Source organism: Stenotrophomonas sp. ASS1, assembly GCF_004346925.1.
GTDB lineage: Bacteria > Pseudomonadota > Gammaproteobacteria > Xanthomonadales > Xanthomonadaceae > Stenotrophomonas > Stenotrophomonas maltophilia_A.
Genome location: NZ_CP031167.1, coordinates 827,834 through 844,344, shown reverse-complemented (window position 1 = coordinate 844,344; position 16,511 = coordinate 827,834). Strand labels below are relative to the sequence as shown.

The 16,511-nt window shown below is 63.8% G+C and carries 23 protein-coding genes; 1 reads left to right on the top strand and 22 read right to left on the bottom strand.

All coding sequences use genetic code 11. The features are described 5' to 3' along the window. Positions 1-9 precede the first annotated feature (9 nt). Complete coding sequence (locus tag MG068_RS03930) at positions 10-1,197, bottom strand: mechanosensitive ion channel family protein (RefSeq protein ID WP_317218575.1); 1,188 nt, start codon at positions 1,195-1,197, stop codon at positions 10-12. 579 nt (positions 1,198-1,776) lie between these two features. Further along, positions 1,777-3,168, bottom strand: a complete 1,392-nt coding sequence (locus MG068_RS03925) for a class II 3-deoxy-7-phosphoheptulonate synthase (RefSeq protein WP_049421673.1) — start codon at positions 3,166-3,168, stop codon at positions 1,777-1,779. A gap of 221 nt (positions 3,169-3,389) precedes the next feature. Between MG068_RS03925 and MG068_RS03920 the strand changes: the two genes are divergently transcribed. Further along, positions 3,390-5,516, top strand: coding sequence for a TonB-dependent receptor (locus MG068_RS03920; RefSeq protein WP_132809295.1), 2,127 nt, complete (start codon positions 3,390-3,392; stop codon positions 5,514-5,516). A gap of 95 nt (positions 5,517-5,611) precedes the next feature. Here MG068_RS03920 and MG068_RS03915 read toward each other — a convergent pair whose 3' ends face one another. The 20 genes from MG068_RS03915 to rplP all read right to left on the bottom strand — a co-directional run bounded on the left by MG068_RS03915 (position 5,612) and on the right by rplP (position 16,507). After that, complete coding sequence (locus MG068_RS03915) at positions 5,612-6,118, bottom strand: disulfide bond formation protein B (protein WP_010483974.1); 507 nt, start codon at positions 6,116-6,118, stop codon at positions 5,612-5,614. A 185-nt stretch (positions 6,119-6,303) separates the two neighbouring features. After that, entirely contained in the window at positions 6,304-6,687 is a 384-nt protein-coding gene (rplQ, locus tag MG068_RS03910) for a 50S ribosomal protein L17 (protein WP_005408217.1), read from the bottom strand. A 191-nt stretch (positions 6,688-6,878) separates the two neighbouring features. Then, positions 6,879-7,877: a DNA-directed RNA polymerase subunit alpha gene (locus tag MG068_RS03905; RefSeq protein ID WP_010483975.1), complete on the bottom strand. Its 999-nt coding sequence runs from the start codon at positions 7,875-7,877 to the stop codon at positions 6,879-6,881. 55 nt (positions 7,878-7,932) lie between these two features. Beyond that, positions 7,933-8,562, bottom strand: a complete 630-nt coding sequence (gene rpsD / locus MG068_RS03900) for a 30S ribosomal protein S4 (RefSeq protein WP_004145446.1) — start codon at positions 8,560-8,562, stop codon at positions 7,933-7,935. Positions 8,563-8,577: 15 nt separating this feature from the next. Then, the gene (gene rpsK, locus MG068_RS03895) at positions 8,578-8,967 is read right to left on the bottom strand and encodes a 30S ribosomal protein S11 (protein ID WP_004145443.1); all 390 of its coding nucleotides are present in this window, start codon (positions 8,965-8,967) and stop codon (positions 8,578-8,580) included. A gap of 11 nt (positions 8,968-8,978) precedes the next feature. Next, on the bottom strand, positions 8,979-9,335 hold the full coding sequence (gene rpsM / locus MG068_RS03890) for a 30S ribosomal protein S13 (RefSeq protein WP_004154500.1): 357 nt from the start codon (positions 9,333-9,335) through the stop codon (positions 8,979-8,981). A 347-nt stretch (positions 9,336-9,682) separates the two neighbouring features. Continuing rightward, positions 9,683-11,050: a preprotein translocase subunit SecY gene (gene secY / locus MG068_RS03885; protein ID WP_005408215.1), complete on the bottom strand. Its 1,368-nt coding sequence runs from the start codon at positions 11,048-11,050 to the stop codon at positions 9,683-9,685. A gap of 7 nt (positions 11,051-11,057) precedes the next feature. Continuing rightward, positions 11,058-11,501: a 50S ribosomal protein L15 gene (gene rplO / locus MG068_RS03880; protein WP_004154498.1), complete on the bottom strand. Its 444-nt coding sequence runs from the start codon at positions 11,499-11,501 to the stop codon at positions 11,058-11,060. A gap of 6 nt (positions 11,502-11,507) precedes the next feature. Further along, positions 11,508-11,699, bottom strand: coding sequence for a 50S ribosomal protein L30 (rpmD, locus tag MG068_RS03875; protein WP_005408214.1), 192 nt, complete (start codon positions 11,697-11,699; stop codon positions 11,508-11,510). Beyond that, a complete protein-coding gene (gene rpsE, locus MG068_RS03870) occupies positions 11,692-12,234 on the bottom strand; it encodes a 30S ribosomal protein S5 (RefSeq protein ID WP_005408213.1) in 543 nt (180 codons plus the stop codon). Before rpsE ends, rpmD begins: the two co-directional genes overlap by 8 nt. 161 nt (positions 12,235-12,395) lie before the next feature. Beyond that, on the bottom strand, positions 12,396-12,755 hold the full coding sequence (gene rplR / locus MG068_RS03865) for a 50S ribosomal protein L18 (protein ID WP_024957318.1): 360 nt from the start codon (positions 12,753-12,755) through the stop codon (positions 12,396-12,398). An 80-nt stretch (positions 12,756-12,835) separates the two neighbouring features. After that, the gene (gene rplF, locus MG068_RS03860) at positions 12,836-13,360 is read right to left on the bottom strand and encodes a 50S ribosomal protein L6 (protein WP_005408211.1); all 525 of its coding nucleotides are present in this window, start codon (positions 13,358-13,360) and stop codon (positions 12,836-12,838) included. A gap of 18 nt (positions 13,361-13,378) precedes the next feature. Next, positions 13,379-13,777 carry a 30S ribosomal protein S8 gene (rpsH, locus tag MG068_RS03855; protein ID WP_005408210.1) on the bottom strand — a complete coding sequence of 133 codons (399 nt, stop codon included), beginning with the start codon at positions 13,775-13,777 and terminating at the stop codon, positions 13,379-13,381. A 258-nt stretch (positions 13,778-14,035) separates the two neighbouring features. Continuing rightward, positions 14,036-14,341: a 30S ribosomal protein S14 gene (rpsN, locus tag MG068_RS03845; protein ID WP_005408209.1), complete on the bottom strand. Its 306-nt coding sequence runs from the start codon at positions 14,339-14,341 to the stop codon at positions 14,036-14,038. Between the two features lie 18 nt (positions 14,342-14,359). Beyond that, positions 14,360-14,902 carry a 50S ribosomal protein L5 gene (rplE, locus tag MG068_RS03840; protein ID WP_004154491.1) on the bottom strand — a complete coding sequence of 181 codons (543 nt, stop codon included), beginning with the start codon at positions 14,900-14,902 and terminating at the stop codon, positions 14,360-14,362. A gap of 11 nt (positions 14,903-14,913) precedes the next feature. Next, positions 14,914-15,231 (bottom strand): 50S ribosomal protein L24, encoded by a 318-nt coding sequence (gene rplX / locus MG068_RS03835; protein WP_004154490.1) that lies wholly within the window; start codon positions 15,229-15,231, stop codon positions 14,914-14,916. A 16-nt stretch (positions 15,232-15,247) separates the two neighbouring features. After that, a complete protein-coding gene (gene rplN / locus MG068_RS03830; protein WP_004145357.1) occupies positions 15,248-15,616 on the bottom strand; it encodes a 50S ribosomal protein L14 in 369 nt (122 codons plus the stop codon). Positions 15,617-15,627: 11 nt separating this feature from the next. After that, a complete protein-coding gene (gene rpsQ / locus MG068_RS03825; protein ID WP_004154489.1) occupies positions 15,628-15,897 on the bottom strand; it encodes a 30S ribosomal protein S17 in 270 nt (89 codons plus the stop codon). An 11-nt stretch (positions 15,898-15,908) separates the two neighbouring features. Further along, positions 15,909-16,094: a 50S ribosomal protein L29 gene (gene rpmC / locus MG068_RS03820; protein WP_004154487.1), complete on the bottom strand. Its 186-nt coding sequence runs from the start codon at positions 16,092-16,094 to the stop codon at positions 15,909-15,911. Beyond that, positions 16,094-16,507 (bottom strand): 50S ribosomal protein L16, encoded by a 414-nt coding sequence (rplP, locus tag MG068_RS03815; RefSeq protein WP_004154486.1) that lies wholly within the window; start codon positions 16,505-16,507, stop codon positions 16,094-16,096. Before rplP ends, rpmC begins: the two co-directional genes overlap by 1 nt. Between the last annotated feature and the right edge of the window lie 4 nt (positions 16,508-16,511).

Below are 16,511 nucleotides of genomic sequence, written 5' to 3'. Positions count from 1 at the left end.
CGACCGGCGCTACCGTCCGGGCTCCGGCTCCACCGGCACGATCGCCGCCTCACCATCTTCAGCACCCGGCGAACGCACATCCGCGGTGCGTGCACGTGGACCGCGCGGCATATCCAGCTCATCTTCGTGTTGCAGCCGCGCACGCACCTGCGGCAGCGACTGCGGATGCTCGCGCGCCAGGAAATCGAGCATGCGCTCGCGCACCAGGCAACGCAGATCGAAGGCATCGCCCGAGCTGCGCGCGCTGACCAGCAGGCGCACCTGGATCGCACGCTCGCTGGTCTCGGTCACCTGGGTCACGCAGACCCGGCCATCCCACAGCGCTTCGCCACGGCAGATGCGTTCCAGCTCAGCGCGGATCGCGGCAATCGGCGCACGGTAGTCCAACCACAGGAACGCGGTACCAAGCAGGTCGGCGCTGCGCCGCGTCCAGTTCTGGAATGGGTTTTCGATGAACCAGGTCAGCGGCACCACCATCCGTCGCTCATCCCAGATGCGCACCACCACATAGCTGCTGCCGATCTCCTCGATGCGGCCCCACTCGCCCTCGACGATCACCACGTCATCCAGCCGGATCGGCTGCGTCACCGCGATCTGCAGGCCAGCGATCAGGTTGCCGAACACCGGCTTGGCCGCGATACCCGCCACCAGGCCGATCAGGCCTGCCGATGCCAGCAGCGCGGTGCCGATCTTCTGCACCATCGGGAAGGTCAACAGCACCAGCGATGCGCCCAGCACGATGATGCCGCCCATCAGCACGCGGCTGAGCACCCGCGTCTGGGTCTGGATGCGGCGCGCTTCCAGATTGTCGGCAACATCGATGGGATGGCTGCGCAGGATCGCGCGCTCGCCCGCCGCCACCGCGCGTACCAGCAACCAGATGAAGCACGCGGTCAGCGCGATGTGCAGCACATGCTGCAGGTTGCCCAGCACCGGATCCTGCAGCGGCGTGGCCTGCAATGCGGGAATCAACAACAGCAGCGGCCATGCGGTGGCCAGTGGCAACCCGAGCACGCGACCGATGCGTGCACGCCGGCGATCACGCCCTTTCAATCGATGGTAGATCCAGAGGATCAGCCACGCGCCGATGCCACCCACTACTGCTGCCAATCCCAACGGCCATGCGTAGGCCTGTGCGCTTTGCCAGTGCACCGTTGCCACCTCCACTCGAACAGCCAAGCGGACAGCCTCGCGCATGACGCATGAGTGTCACGTCAGTCGTTCGTAAGAAGGGTGTTGGTCGGCAGGGCTTGCAGCCCTGCACCTGCTGCGAGCCGAAGCAACAGCAACAGCCGAAGCACAAGCAACAGCAGAGGCTGGCATTCCGTGGGATGGCGGGGTGGGTCCGGTTGCGGGAGACGCCGTAAACCCGTCCATGGGGGCTTGGCCGCGGCATCCATGCCGCGGACACTCCCGCAACCGGACCCACCCCGCCTTGGACAGTTTCTCGCGAGCTTCGACAGATTTCCGCGATCTGCCGGCACTTCTGTAGAGCCGAGCCATGCTCGGCTCAAATCGTTCCGATATCGAAATATTCGATTCTGATGGGAATTCATCCACGCATGACGTGGATCCAACAGCCGCGGAGATCTGTCAGAGGTGGGGTGGTGTCGGAGTGCGGGGTGTCAGCCGCATGGATGCGGCTGCCAAGCCTACAAGGACGTACTTGCGGCGCCCCCGCACTCCGACACCACCCCGCCAACCCACGGAATGCCCGCTGTTGACGTTGACGTTGACTGCAGCAGGTGCAGGGCTGCAAGCCCTGCCGAAAAACCCTTACCGCACTTGCTCCTGCTTGCGCACGATCGCCATCGCGATCTCCAGCGACTGCTCGTAGTTCAACCGCGGGTCCACCGTCGAACGGTAGGCGCGCTCCAGGTCACGTTCGGTCAGTTCGCGCGCGCCACCGGTGCACTCGGTCACGTCTTCGCCGGTCAGCTCCAGGTGCACACCGCCCAGTCGCGTACCTGCGGCCGCGTGCAGATCGAACGACATCTCCACTTCGCCACGCACGTTGTCGAAGCGGCGTGTCTTGAAACCATTGGCAGTGCTTTCGGTGTTGCCATGCATCGCATCGCACACCCACAGCACGCGGCGGCCATCGCGCTTGACCGCATCCAGCAGCGGCGGCAGCTTCTCGGCGATCTGCGCTGCACCCATGCGGTGAATGAAGCTCAGTCGACCCGGCTCGTCATGCGGGTTGAGCACATCAATCAGGCGCAGCAGCTGGTCCGGCGTCACCGACGGGCCGACCTTGATCGCGATAGGGTTGCGCACGCCACGCAGGTATTCCACGTGCGCGCCATCGAGTGCGGCCGTGCGCATGCCGATCCACGGGTAGTGCGTGCTCAGGTTCAACCAGCCCTGCTGGCGCGGCACCTGCCGGGTCAACGCCTGCTCGTAGGGCAACAGCAGCGCTTCATGCGAGGTGTAGAAATCGATGCGGTTGAGGTTGTGCACGCGGGCCCCGGCCAGGGTTTCCATGAAGTGCACCGCATCACCGATCGACGCCACCATCTTCTGGTACTCGGCGGCCAGCGGCGAATGCCGCACCCACTCCAGGTTCCAGTACTCCGGATGGTGCAGGTCGGCGAAGCCGCCATCGATCAGCGCACGCACAAAGTTCATGGTCATCGCCGAATGTGCATGCGCCTGCAGCATCCGCTTCGGGTCCGGCAGGCGCGCCGCCTCGGTGAACGCCGGCGCATTGATCACATCGCCGCGGTAGCTCGGCAGGGTCACGCCGTCGCGGGTCTCGGTATCGGCCGAACGTGGCTTGGCGTACTGGCCGGCGAAACGGCCGACGCGGATCACCGGCTGGCGCAGGCCATGCACCAGCACCAGGCTCATCTGCAGCAGCACCTTCAGCCGGTTGGAAATGGTGCCCGATTCGCAGTCGCTGAAGTTCTCCGCGCAGTCGCCGCCCTGCAGCAGGAAGCGCTTGCCTTCCTGCGCCTCGGCCAGCTGCTGCTTCAGCGCCAGGATCTCCCAGGAAGTCACCAGCGGCGGCAGCCGCTTCAGCTCGTGCAGGGCGGCGTCCAGCGCCACCGGGTCCGGGTAGGTCGGCATCTGCAGCGCGGTCTTGCCACGCCAGCTCTCCGGCGACCAGGCGGCGCCAGTGGCGGCTGCGGCGGGATCGGGCACGGGCGGAACGGCGGACAGGCTCATTGCAGACTTCCGGGATGGGGGGCGGTCATGGTCGCAGAGCCGGCCGCTGACGCAAAGGGCCGGTCCGGCCGACCTGCTCGCCTGAACGGCAGAGAAAGGCCGACGCCAGCGGCCAGATCCTGCATGGTCAGCCGCCCGGGACAGGCGCATGCTTTGTTATGGAGTAACACTTCCATGTCATGGACCGGCCCCTTCCACATCCAGCCGCCACCTCTCCCACCATGAAGCCCTCGCCCCTCGCTACCGGCATCACCTTCGCCCTGGCCCTGGCCAGCCTGCCCGCCCTCGCCTCGGCAGCCGACGACACCTCTTCGTCCGTCAAGGATCTGGATGCGGTCACCGTCCACGCCCAGCTCGACCAGGCCCGCAACACGCTGTCGCCGGACATCGGCAGCAGCCAGTACCAGATCACCGCCGAGGACATCCAGAAGCAGCCGCTGGGTGCCTCCGCACCACTCAGCCAGGTACTGCTGCAGGCCCCCGGCGTGGTCCAGGATTCCTATGGCGGCGTGCACGTGCGCGGCGACCACGCCAACCTGCAGTACCGCATCAACGGCGTATTGCTGCCCGAATCGATCTCCGGCTTCGGCCAGACCCTGGATGCGCGCACCATCAAGAGCATCCGTCTGATGGACGGCGCGTTGCCGGCGCAGTTCGGCGAGCGCACCGCGGCGGTGGTCGACATCACCACCCGCAATGGCGCCGAGCTGGGCAACGGTGGCAGCGCCGGACTGACCACCGGCTCGTTCGGCAAGGTGAACCCGAATGCCTCCTGGTGGGGCAACCAGGGACGCTGGAGCTGGTTCCTGACCGGCAACTACGACCAGAACGAAGTCGGCCTGGAGAATCCGACCAACTCGCGCAAGCCGCTGCACGACGATACCCACCAGGGCAAGGCCTTCGCCGACCTGACCTACCTGGTCAACGACAACACCCGCCTGAGTGTGTTCGCCGGTTTCGCCAACAACCGTTTCCAGATTCCGGTCAATCCAGGGCAGACGCCGCAGTTCGGTTACCTGGACACCACCACCTTCGATTCCAGCCAGCTGGATGAGACCCAGCGCGAGACCACCCGCTTCGGCATGCTGGTACTGCAGGGCACGCTGGGCAGCACCGCGTACCAGCTATCGGCCGGGCAGCGCTACAGCGATGCAGCGTTCAACCCGGACGTCGTCGGCGATCTGGTGTTCAGTGGCGTCGCCTCGAAGGTGCAGCGCAGCAACCGTGCCAACACCCTGCAGGCCGACTTCTCCACACCACTGGGCAACGACCACACGCTGCGCTACGGCTTGTACGGCAACTACGAGAACGCACGGGCCAGCAGCAACAGCTGGGTGTTCCCGGTTGATGACGGCGGCCAGCAGTCCAGCACCACGCCGCTGCTGATTCCTGACCACAGCGCCTTCCATGCCAGCACGCTGGCGTTGTACGTACAGGATGAGTGGAAAATCGGCGACGACTGGACCGTCAACTACGGTCTGCGCGGTGACCGCTACAAGGCCTTCGGCCGCACCGAGGGCCAGCTCAGCCCGCGCGTGGGCGTGGTCTGGAATGCCAGCGATAGCACCACCGTGCACGCCGGCTACTCGCGTTACTTCACGCCACCGGCCAGTGAGCTGATCGCCAGCAGCGATATCGCACTGTATGACGGCACCACCAACCAGCAACCCAGTGGCGGCAACAACACGCCACTGGCCGAGCGCAGCGACTACTACGACATCGGCGTCTCGCAGCAGCTGGGTGAACACCTGACCCTGGGCCTGGACGCTTACGACCGCCGCGTCGCCCGCCTGCAGGACGAAGGCCAGTTCGGCGCCGCCTACATCTACTCGACCTTCAACTACCGCCGCGGACACATCCGTGGTCTGGAGTTCAGTGCCGACTACAGCAACGGTCCGTTCAGTGCCTACTTCAATGCCGCGCTGAACAAAGCCATCGGTACGGATGTCATCACCAGCCAGTACAACCTCGATCCCGAGGCGCTGGCCTATGTGGCCAACCACTGGATCCACCTCGACCACGACCAGAAGCTGACATCATCGGGTGGTCTCAGCTACGCCTTCGCCGGACACAACCGGATCGGTGCCAACTACGTGTTCGGCAGCGGCCTGCGTTCGGACATCGAAGGCGTACCCAACGGCGGCGAGCTGCCGTCGTACCTGCAGGTGAACCTCAGCGCCGGGCACGATTTCAATGCCGACAGCGGCCATCCATTGCACGTGCAGCTGGCGGTGATCAACGCTTTGGACCGCAGCTACCAGCTGCGCGATGGCGGTGGCGTCGGCGTGTTCGCTCCGCAATGGGGACCGCGCCGCGGCGCCTACCTGAGCCTGCAGCAGGATTTCTGAGAACGGACCGTGGTAGTGCCGGCCGCTGGCCGGCATCTACGGGAAAGCTGCCGTCGTTCACGAGGTTGCCGGCCAGCGGCCGGCACTACCTTGCCTCAGCGCTTGACCTTGCGCAGCGACACCACCAGCGCCCACAGCGCCAGCAGCACGAACCACACGCCCGACCACATCGGCATGGTCAGGCCGAGGAAGGTCCAGTCGATGTTGCCGCAGTTGCCAGTGCCGGTCAGCACCGTGCGGAATACTTCCAGCGGTCCCATGGTCTCGCTCAGGAAGGCCAGCGGCGGGCCACAGGTGGACCCCATTTCCGGCGGAAGCATCTGCACGTAGACGTGGCGCGCGGCGATGCCGACACCCACTGCGGCGGCAATGAACGCCAGCACGCCATAGGTCGCGCGTCCGGGGCGGTTGGACGGACCATGCAGTGCACCAATCAGGAACAGCAGGCCAAGCGCAGCGAAGGCCAGGCGCTGGAAGATGCACAGCGGACACGGCTCCAGGCCCATCTTCAGCTGCAGGAAGATCGCGTAGCCAAGCAGGCCCGCGCAGATCAGGAAGCCCAGGAAGAACTGGGCGCGGAAGGGCCAGCGCAGTGGATTCATCGTCAACGCTCGAATGGATCAGGCGCCCAGCGTAACCGAGAGTGCGCGCCATTCGAACCGCCACAGGTGACGCCTGTCGGAACGGTGTGGGTCAGAGCCCTGTCCTGCGGAAAGGGATCCGACCCCGGAAACGCAAAAGCCCGGCAGAGGCCGGGCTTTCGCTGTGTCGCATTGGAGCGGTCCGATTACTCGGCCACTTCCTCGGCCACGACCGGACGGTCAACCAGCTCGACGTAGGCCATCGGCGCGTTGTCGCCAGCGCGGAAGCCGCACTTCAGCAGACGCAGGTAGCCGCCCGGACGGTTCGCGTAGCGCGGGCCCAGGATGGTGAACAGGTTGCCCACGGCTTCGTTGTCGCGCAGGCGGGCGAAGGCCAGACGGCGGTTGGCGACGGAGTCGACCTTGGCCAGGGTGATCAGCGGCTCGGCAACGCGGCGCAGTTCCTTGGCCTTCGGCAGGGTGGTCTTGATCAGCTCGTGCTTGAACAGCGAGGCAGCCATGTTCTTGAACATCGCTTCGCGGTGGGCGCTGGTACGGCTGAACTTACGGCCAGACTTCTGGTGACGCATGGTGATATTCCTTGGTTAATGATGAGACTGTGCGGATCGTTGTCGCCATCCTGGCGTTGCTGCGCGGACTGCGGTTGGTCCTGGCCACCCGTCCTGGGCGACCTGCCGCGCGAACCTGGGGTTCGTCATGGCATGGTGTGTTGCGTTGAAGGCCCCACCGCGAACGGTGGAGCCTTCAGGCATTACCGATATCAGCCCAGCATGCCGTGGCTGGCGACACCGGCCGGCGGCCAGTTCTCCAGCTTCATGCCGAGCGACAGGCCGCGCTGAGCCAGCACTTCCTTGATCTCGGTGAGCGACTTCTTGCCCAGGTTCGGGGTCTTCAGCAGCTCCACTTCGGTCTTCTGGATCAGATCGCCGATGTAGTAGATGCTTTCAGCCTTCAGGCAGTTGGCCGAACGCACGGTCAGCTCCAGATCGTCGATCGGGCGCAGCAGCACCGGATCCACGCCGTTGTTCGCCGGCTTGGCTGCACCGCGGTCGCGGTGGGTGAAGTCGCCGAACACCGACAGCTGGTCGCTGAGGATGTCGGCGGCGGTGCGCACGGCTTCCTCGGCGTCGATGGTGCCGTTGGTCTCGATATCGATGACCAGCTTGTCCAGGTCGGTACGCTGTTCGACGCGGGCCGCTTCCACGGCATAGGCGACGCGGCGGACCGGCGAGAACGAGGCATCCAGGACCAGACGGCCGATGGCACGGGTTTCTTCGTCCGGACGACGACGCGCGGCAGCCGGCTGGTAGCCGAAACCACGTTCGATCTTCAGACGCATGTTGATCGCCGTATCCTTGGTCAGGTGGCAGATCACGTGTTCGCCGTTCAGGATCTCCACATTGTGGTCGACCTTGATGTCGGCAGCGGTGACAACGCCCGGGCCCTGCTTGGACAGGGACAGGGTGGCGCTGTCGCCGGAGTGCATACGGATGGCCACGTCCTTGAGGTTCAGCAGGACTTCGAGCACGTCCTCCTGCAGACCTTCGACCGTGGTGTACTCATGCAACACGCCGTCGATTTCGACTTCCGTGATGGCGAAGCCCGGGATGGACGACAGCAGCACGCGACGCAGGGCATTACCCAGCGTATGCCCGTAACCCCGCTCCAAAGGTTCGATAACGACCTTTGCACGGGTGTCGGTAAGGCGTTCGATCTGCGGACCGCGAGGACGCAGAACCTGGTTGGCGGTAACCGTCATGTTGCGGGTTCTCCTAGTGAACCCCCGGCCGTCGCCGGGGGCTCTCCAATGTGAATTACTTCGAATACAGCTCGACGATCAGCGCTTCGTTGATGTCCGCAGGCAGATCCGAACGATCCGGAACAGCCTTGAAGATGCCGGTGAACTTCCCGGAATCCACTTCAACCCACGACGGGCTCAGGTCATGCTGGGCGGCGACGGTCAGGGCTTCCTGGACGCGCAGCTGCTTGGCAGCCTTTTCAGACAGAGCGATGGCGTCGCCAGCCTTGACCTGGTACGAAGCCAGGTTGACCGACTTGCCATTCACGGTGACGCCGCGGTGCGACACCAGCTGACGGGCAGCCGGACGGGTCACGGCGAAGCCCATGCGGTAGACGACGTTGTCCAGGCGGGTTTCCAGCAGCTGCAGCAGGTTCTCGCCGGTGTTGCCCTTCTTGGTCGAGGCCTTCTTGTAGTAGTTGCGGAACTGACGCTCCAGCAGGCCGTAGATACGCTTGACCTTCTGCTTTTCACGCAGCTGGGTGGCGTAGTCGGACAGCTTGCCCTTGCGGGCAGTGGCGCCGTGCTGGCCGGGCTTCTGCTCCAGCTTGCACTTCGAGTCCAGCGCACGCGCCGGGCTCTTCAGGGACAGGTCGGCGCCTTCGCGACGGGCGAGCTTACAGGTAGGACCGATATAACGAGCCATTTCTTATCGCTCCCTTTAGACGCGACGCTTCTTCGGCGGACGGCACCCGTTGTGCGGGATAGGCGTCACGTCGATGATGTTGGTGATCTTGTAGCCGACGTTGTTCAACGAACGCACGGCCGACTCACGGCCCGGACCCGGGCCCTTGATGCGGACTTCCAGCGACTTCACGCCGTAGTCCAGCGCAGCACGACCGGCCTTTTCAGCCGCCACCTGGGCAGCGAACGGGGTCGACTTGCGCGAACCGCGGAAGCCAGCGCCACCGGAGGTCGCCCACGACAGAGCGTTGCCCTGGCGGTCGGTGATGGTGACGATGGTGTTGTTGAACGAAGCGTGGACGTGGGCAACGCCGTCGGTGACGACGCGCTTGATCTTCTTCTTGGTCTTAGCAGCGGGCTTAGCCATTTCTCAGTCCCTTACTTCTTGATCGCCTTGCGCGGACCCTTGCGGGTGCGGGCGTTGGTACGGGTGCGCTGGCCACGCAGCGGGAGGCCACGACGGTGACGCAGGCCACGGTAGCAGCCCAGGTCCATCAGGCGCTTGATCGCGATGCCGATCTCACGGCGCAGATCGCCTTCCACGATGTACTTGCCGACTTCGGCGCGCAGGCGCTCGATTTCCGGCTCCGACAGATCGCGGATCTTGGTGGTCGAAGCAACGCCTGCGACTTCGCAGACCTTCTTCGAACGGGTACGGCCGATGCCGTAAATGCTTTGCAACCCGACCCAGACATGCTTCTGGGCTGGCAGGTTGACGCCTGCAATACGCGCCATGACGCGGTTCTCCAGCTGAGTGATGGCCGACAGCGCGCCTCGGGCACGCCAATCCGGCAGGATGGATCAAAAAAGTGAACTAGCGATACTAACAAGGTTCCGGTTTACATGGAAGCCCGTGAAACCATTGGTTTCATGAACCCGGCCTGGGGAGTGTGCCCAGGCTCCGGCGCCGGATGGGGTTGGACCTGGGGTTTCCCCCGGGGCCGCCCGCGCTACTCCAGCGCGGGACCACCTCATCACACCCCCACCCGGAACCGCTGCGGGGGCCGCCCTTCGTTTGTGTGGCCGGAGTCCGCGAAGCGGAGGGACCATCACGTCAGGAAGACGAAAGTATAACAGGCCAATCAGCCGCGGGCAAAACCGCCGCGGTTGCCGCCCTTCAGGTTGGCCTTCTTCAGCAGGCTCTCGTACTGGTGGGACATCAGGTGCGCCTGCACCTGGGCGATGAAGTCCATCACCACCACCACCACGATCAGCAGCGAAGTACCACCGAAGTAGAACGAGGCGTTCAGCTGCGTGCGCATCAGTTCCGGCAGCAGGCAGACGATCACCAGGTAGGCCGAGCCGGCTGCGGTCAGGCGGGTCAGCACGCCGTCGATGTAATCGGCGGTGGCCTTGCCCGGACGGATGCCCGGAATCAGCGCGCCCGACTTCTTCAGGTTGTCGGCGGTTTCCTGCGAGTTGAACACCAGCGCGGTATAGAAGAACGCGAAACCGGTGATCAGCGCAGCGAACACGATCATGTGCAGCGGCTCGCCCGGGCCGAGCGCGTTGGCGACCTTCTGCAGGACCTGGCCGAAGCTGCTCTGGTTGGCAGCCTGGCCGGACCACATGGCCAGGGTGGCCGGGAAGGCCAGCAGGCTCGAGGCGAAGATCGCCGGGATAACGCCGGCCATGTTGAGCTTCAGCGGCAGGAACGAGGTCTGGTTCATGTACGCGTTGCGACCGCCCTGGCGGCGCGCGTAGTTGACCGTGATCCGGCGCTGGCCACGCTCGACGAACACCACGAAGAAGGTGAAGGCGAGCACGACGATGGCGATCAGCAGCAGCTGGATGAACTGGATGTTGCCGTCGCGGTAGGCGTCGAAGGTGTGGATGATCGCACCCGGCAGGCCTGCGACGATACCGGCGAAGATGATCAGCGACACGCCATTGCCGATGCCGCGTTCGGTGACCTGCTCACCGACCCACATCAGGAACATGGTGCCGGCGGTCAGCGCGACCACGGCGGTGAGCACGAAGCCCATGCCCGGCGCATACACGACCGGAGCGCCCGACGGCGAGACCTGGCCCTGCAGGGCCAGCGCGATCGAGCCGCCCTGCACCACTGCCAGCAGCACGGCGCCGATGCGCGAATACTGGGTGATCTTGCGGCGGCCGGACTCACCTTCCTTCTGCATCGCCTTCAGGGCGGGGAAGATGTGCACGGCCAGCTGCATCACGATCGATGCCGAGATGTACGGCATCACGTTCAGCGCGAAGATGCTGAAACGGTGCAGGGCGCCGCCCGAGAACATGTTGAACATGTCCACGATGCCGCCGCCCTGCTGTTGCATCATGGCAAGCATGGCATCGGGATTGACGCCCGGCACCGGCACGTAGCAGCCGATGCGATAGACGATCAAAGCCCCGACGACGAACAGCAAACGTTGGCGAAGTTCAGTGAACTTGCCCATTCCGCCCGCGAGGTTACCGATGCCAGCTTGCGCCATGATTTTCTTACTCCGTTACGCTGCCGCCGGCAGCTTCGATCGCGGCCTTGGCACCCGCCGTGGCAGCAATACCCTTCAGGGTGAACGCCTTGGTCACTTCGCCCTTGACGACGACCTTGGCCTTCTTGGCAGTGCTCGGGACCAGCTTGGCAGCACGCAGGGCGGCGAAGTCGATCTCACCGGCCGGCAGCTTGTCCAGCGCGTACAGCAGCACTTCAGCGGTGTCCTTGGCGATCGGCGAACGGAAGCCGATCTTCGGCAGACGACGCTGCATGGGGGTCTGGCCGCCTTCGAAGCCAGCCTTGATCTTGCCGCCACCCTTGCGGGCGAACGAACCCTTGTGGCCGCGGCCGGCAGTCTTGCCCAGGCCCGAACCGATACCGCGACCGACGCGGGTACGCTCGGTGCGGGCGCCCGGTGCCGGGCTCAGTTCATTGAGACGCAGAGTCATGGTCGATTACTCCTCAACCTGGACGAGGTACTGAACCTTGTTGATCAGGCCGCGCACCTGCGGGCTGTCCTTCAGTTCACGCACATCGTTGAGCTTGTTCAGGCCCAGGGCACGCACCGACAGGCGGTGACGCGACTGGGTGCCACGCAGGCCACGCACCAGGCGGACCTTGACAGTCTTGTTGGACTCATTAGCCATGGTTGAGTTCCTCCACCTTCTTGCCGCGCTTGGCCGCGATGCGGGCCGGCGACTGCGCAGCAGACAGGCCCTTCACGGTGGCACGCACCAGGTTGATCGGGTTGCGCGAACCGGTGGCCTTGGCCAGCACGTTCTTCACGCCAACCGCTTCCAGCACGGCGCGCATGGCACCGCCGGCGATGACGCCGGTACCTTCCGAAGCCGGCTGCATGAACACGCGGGCTGCGCCGTGACCATCCTTGATGGTGTGCCACAGGGTGCCGTTGTTCAGGTCAACGCTGACCAGGTTCTTGCGGGCCTGTTCCATCGACTTCTGGATGGCGACCGGCACTTCGCGGGCCTTGCCATAACCGAAACCGACCTTGCCTTCGCCGTCGCCGACAACGGTCAGGGCGGTGAAGGTGAACTGGCGGCCACCCTTGACGGTCTTGCTGACGCGGTTGACCGCGACCAGCTTTTCGATCATGCCGTCGTCGATCTTCTCTTCGCGGTTACGGTCGCGATCGCGACCCCGCTGCTGACGCTCTTCTGCCATGTTGATTCCTTGGTTGTTTGGGTATGTACGGCTCGAAGCCGCTTATGGTTGTGGCGTGACGCGGCGTTCCGGTTGGCCGCTGCAGAAGAGCGGCGCCGTCCAGCCTCACTCAGGCTGGCGAGCAGGCAGGCAGGAGGCCAATGACCCCCTGCCCTTGTCCCTTAGAACTGCAGGCCGGCTTCGCGGGCCGCTTCTGCCAGGGCCTTGATGCGGCCGTGGTAGCGGTAGCCCGAACGATCGAAGGCAACCTTCTCGACGCCGGCGGCCTTGGCGCGCTCGGCGACGATGCGGCCAACCTTGGCGGCGGCATCGGCGTTCTTGCCGTTCTTCAGGCCTTCCATGACGTCGGTCTGGGTGGTGTTGGCGGCAGCCAGCACCTTGGAACCGTCGGCGGTGAAGACCTGGGCGTACAGGTGCTGGCCGGTGCGCAGCACCGACAGGCGGGCGACGCCGAGCTCACGGATGTGGGCGCGGGTCGACTTGGCGCGACGCAGGCGGGCGATGTTCTTGTTCATTTTGATTATTCCTTGAAAGCTGAAGGAAGAGCTTTTCCCTGAGAAGTCCGCACAGGGATGTGCGGGCTCTTGCGAGGGACTCGCGCTTATGCCTTCTTGGCTTCCTTACGGATGATGACTTCGTCGGAGTACTTCACGCCCTTGCCCTTGTACGGCTCCGGCTTGCGGAACGCACGGATCTTGGCGGCAACTTCACCGACGACCTGCTTGTCAGCGCCCTGGACCAGGATCTCGGTCTGGGTCGGGGTCGACAGGGTGATGCCTTCCGGCGCCACGAACACGACCGGATGCGAGAAGCCCAGCGACAGGCTCAGGTCCTTGCCCTGCATGGCAGCGCGGTAACCCACGCCGACCAGCTCCAGCTTGCGCTCGAAGCCTTCGGACACGCCCTTGACCATGTTGGACAGGATCGCACGCACGGTACCGGTCAGTGCGACCAGGTCAGCGTTCTCGGTGCTCAGGGTGGCAACGCCGTTGTCGACGTTGATGGCAATACCGGCCGGCTTGGCCAGCGACAGGGTGCCCTTCGGGCCCTTGGCGGTGACGCTGTCCGACTGGACGTTCAGTTCAACCTTACCCAGGTCGATCGGCTTCTTGGCTACGCGGGACATAGTTCTACTCCTTTCGCCTTAGGCCACGAAGCACAGGACTTCGCCGCCGACGCCCAGCTGGCGCGCCTGCGCATCAGTCATGATGCCCTTGGAGGTGGAAATGATGGAGATACCCAGGCCGTTCATGACCTTCGGCAGCTCGCTCTTGCCGCGGTACTGGCGCAGGCCCGAACGCGAGAAGCGCTTCAGGGTCGCGATGACCGGCTTGCCTTCGAAATACTTCAGCACGATTTCCAGCTCGGACTTGTTGTTTTCCAGCTGGGTCACGCGCAGGTCGGTGATGTAACCCTCGTCCTTCAGGACCTGGGCAATCGCAACCTTGATCTTGGACGACGGGGCTTTCACCGTCTGCTTGCCAACCGCGGCCGCATTCTTGATGCGGACCAGCAGGTCGGCGATGGGATCAGTCATGCTCATATGAGTACCTTTGAGTGCACCGATATCCGCTTTCGCGAAAATCTGTTGTCTCCTGGAAACGGGCCAGGTCCCTTGATGCAGCGGGCCAAGGGCCCACTCCTACAACCCCGTTTGCACAGGGCAAGACGCGGGAGTATACGCCAAAAGAGCCCGGCTTGCGCCGGGCTCTTCGGTTTTTTTGCGTCGGGAAAGCTGAATGCCTCCCCTGCCCGGTTCAGGAACCCCCGAAGGGGCGCCTGATCGCAGGGCCGGCTGGGATTACCAGCTGGCCTTGCGCAGACCCGGGACGTCGCCGCGCATGGTGGCTTCACGCAGCTTGTTACGGCCCAGGCCGAACTTGCTGTAGACGCCACGCGGACGACCCGACAGCTCGCAACGGTTGCGCTGGCGGCTCGGCGACGAATCGCGCGGCAGCTTGGCCAGCTTGGTTGCGGCGTCGATCTTCTCTTCGTAGGTCGCGTCCACGGAGGACACGATCTTCTTCAGAGCTGCACGCTTTTCAGCGTACTTCTTTGCCAGCTTTTCCCGCTTGATGTCGCGGTTGACCATGGAGGTCTTTGCCATTTCGGTTTCCTCGACAGATCAGTTACGGAACGGGAACTTGAACGCTGCCAGCAGCGCCTTCGCTTCCGCGTCGGTCTTCGCAGTGGTGGTGATGGCGATATCCATACCGCGGATCGCGTCGACGGCGTCGAAGTCGATTTCCGGGAAGATGATCTGCTCCTTCACACCCATGTTGAAGTTGCCGCGGCCGTCGAAGGAACGACCGGAAACACCACGGAAGTCGCGCACGCGCGGCAGCGAGATGTTGATCAGGCGATCCAGGAACTCGTACATCTTGTGGCGACGCAGCGTGGTCTTGCAGCCGATCGGCCAACCATCGCGGATCTTGAACGACGCAACCGACACACGCGACTTGGTGACAACCGGCTTCTGGCCGGAAATCTTGGTCATGTCGCCGACGGCGTTTTCCAGGATCTTCTTGTTGGTGGCCGCTTCGCCGACACCCATGTTCAGGGTGACCTTGACCAGCTTCGGCACTTCCATCGGATTGGTGTAGCCGAACTGCTTCATCAGCGCCGGCACCACTTCGTCCTTGTAGAACTTTTCGAGACGGGAACTCATCTTCTCATTCCTCAGGCGTCGAGCGCCTCACCGCTGGAGCGGAACACACGCAGTTTGCGTCCATCCTCCAGCACCTTGAAGCCAACGCGTTCGCCCTTGCCCGAAGCCGGGTTCAGAACATTCACGTTGGAGATATGGATCGAAGCTTCGCGCTCGACCACGCCGCCGGCAACACCTGCCTGCGGGTTCGGCTTGGTGTGGCGCTTGACGATGTTCACGTTGGCGACGACCACACGGTCGCCGTCGACGCGGACGACTTCGCCCTGCTTGCCCTTGTCCTTGCCAGCGTTGACGACAACCTGGTCGCCCTTCTTGATACGGTTAGCCATGATTATCTCCTGTCGCTCACAGCACTTCGGGAGCGAGCGAGACGATCTTCATGAACTTCTCCGAACGAAGTTCACGGGTCACCGGCCCGAAGATACGGGTACCGATCGGCTCCTGCTTGCTGTTCAGCAGAACGGCAGCGTTGCCGTCGAAGCGGATCAGCGAGCCGTCGGCGCGACGCACACCCTTGCGGGTACGCACCACGACGGCGTCATACACTTCACCCTTCTTGACCTTGCCGCGCGGAATCGCATCCTTCACGGTGACCTTGATGATGTCGCCGATGCCGGCGTAACGGCGCTTGGAACCACCCAGCACCTTGAAGCACATCACCTGCTTGGCACCCGAATTGTCCGCGACGTCAAGGTAGCTCTGCATCTGGATCATGATTCAGCTCCTTATTCAGCCGCGCGCGTGATGACTTCCACCACGCGCCAGTTCTTGGTCTTGGACATCGGAGCAATCTCGGTCACGCGGACGACATCGCCTTCCTTGCAGGCGTTGTCGGCATCGTGGGCGTGCAGCTTCGTCGAGCGCTTGATGTACTTGCCGTACAGCGCGTGCTTGACCTGACGCTCAACCAGGACGGTAACCGTCTTGTCCATCTTGTTGCTGACGACACGGCCTTCGACCGTGCGCAGCGTCTTCTTTTCAGTATTGTCGCTCATAGCGGCCATCCTTACTTCGTGCTGCCGAGCAGGGTCTTGACGCGAGCAATCTCGCGACGGACCCGGCGAATGTCGTGGGTCTTCGGCAGCTGGCCGGTGACCTGCTGCATACGGACAGAGAACTGTTCCTTACGCAGGTCGATCAGGTGGGCCTTGAGTTCGTCAGCCGACTTTTCACGGAGAGTTTTGATATCCATCAGCGCACCGTACGGGTCACGAAAGTGGTGGTGACCGAGAGCTTGGCGGCGGCCAGGCGGAACGCCTCGCGAGCCACTTCCTCGGAAACACCCTCGATTTCATAGATCATGCGGCCGGGCTGGATCTGGGCCACCCAGTATTCCACGTTGCCCTTACCAGAACCCATTCGGACTTCGATGGGCTTCTTGGTGATGGGCTTGTCGGGGAACACGCGGATCCACATCTTGCCGCCGCGCTTGACGTAGCGGCTGATCGAGCGGCGGGCCGCTTCGATCTGACGCGCGGTCAGCTGACCGTGTGCGGTTGCCTTCAGGCCGTATTCGCCGAAGCTGACAGCGTTGGCGCTCCAGCTCAGGCCATCGTTACGGCCCTTGTGTACCTTGCGGTACTTGGTTCGCTTGGGTTGCAACATTGTC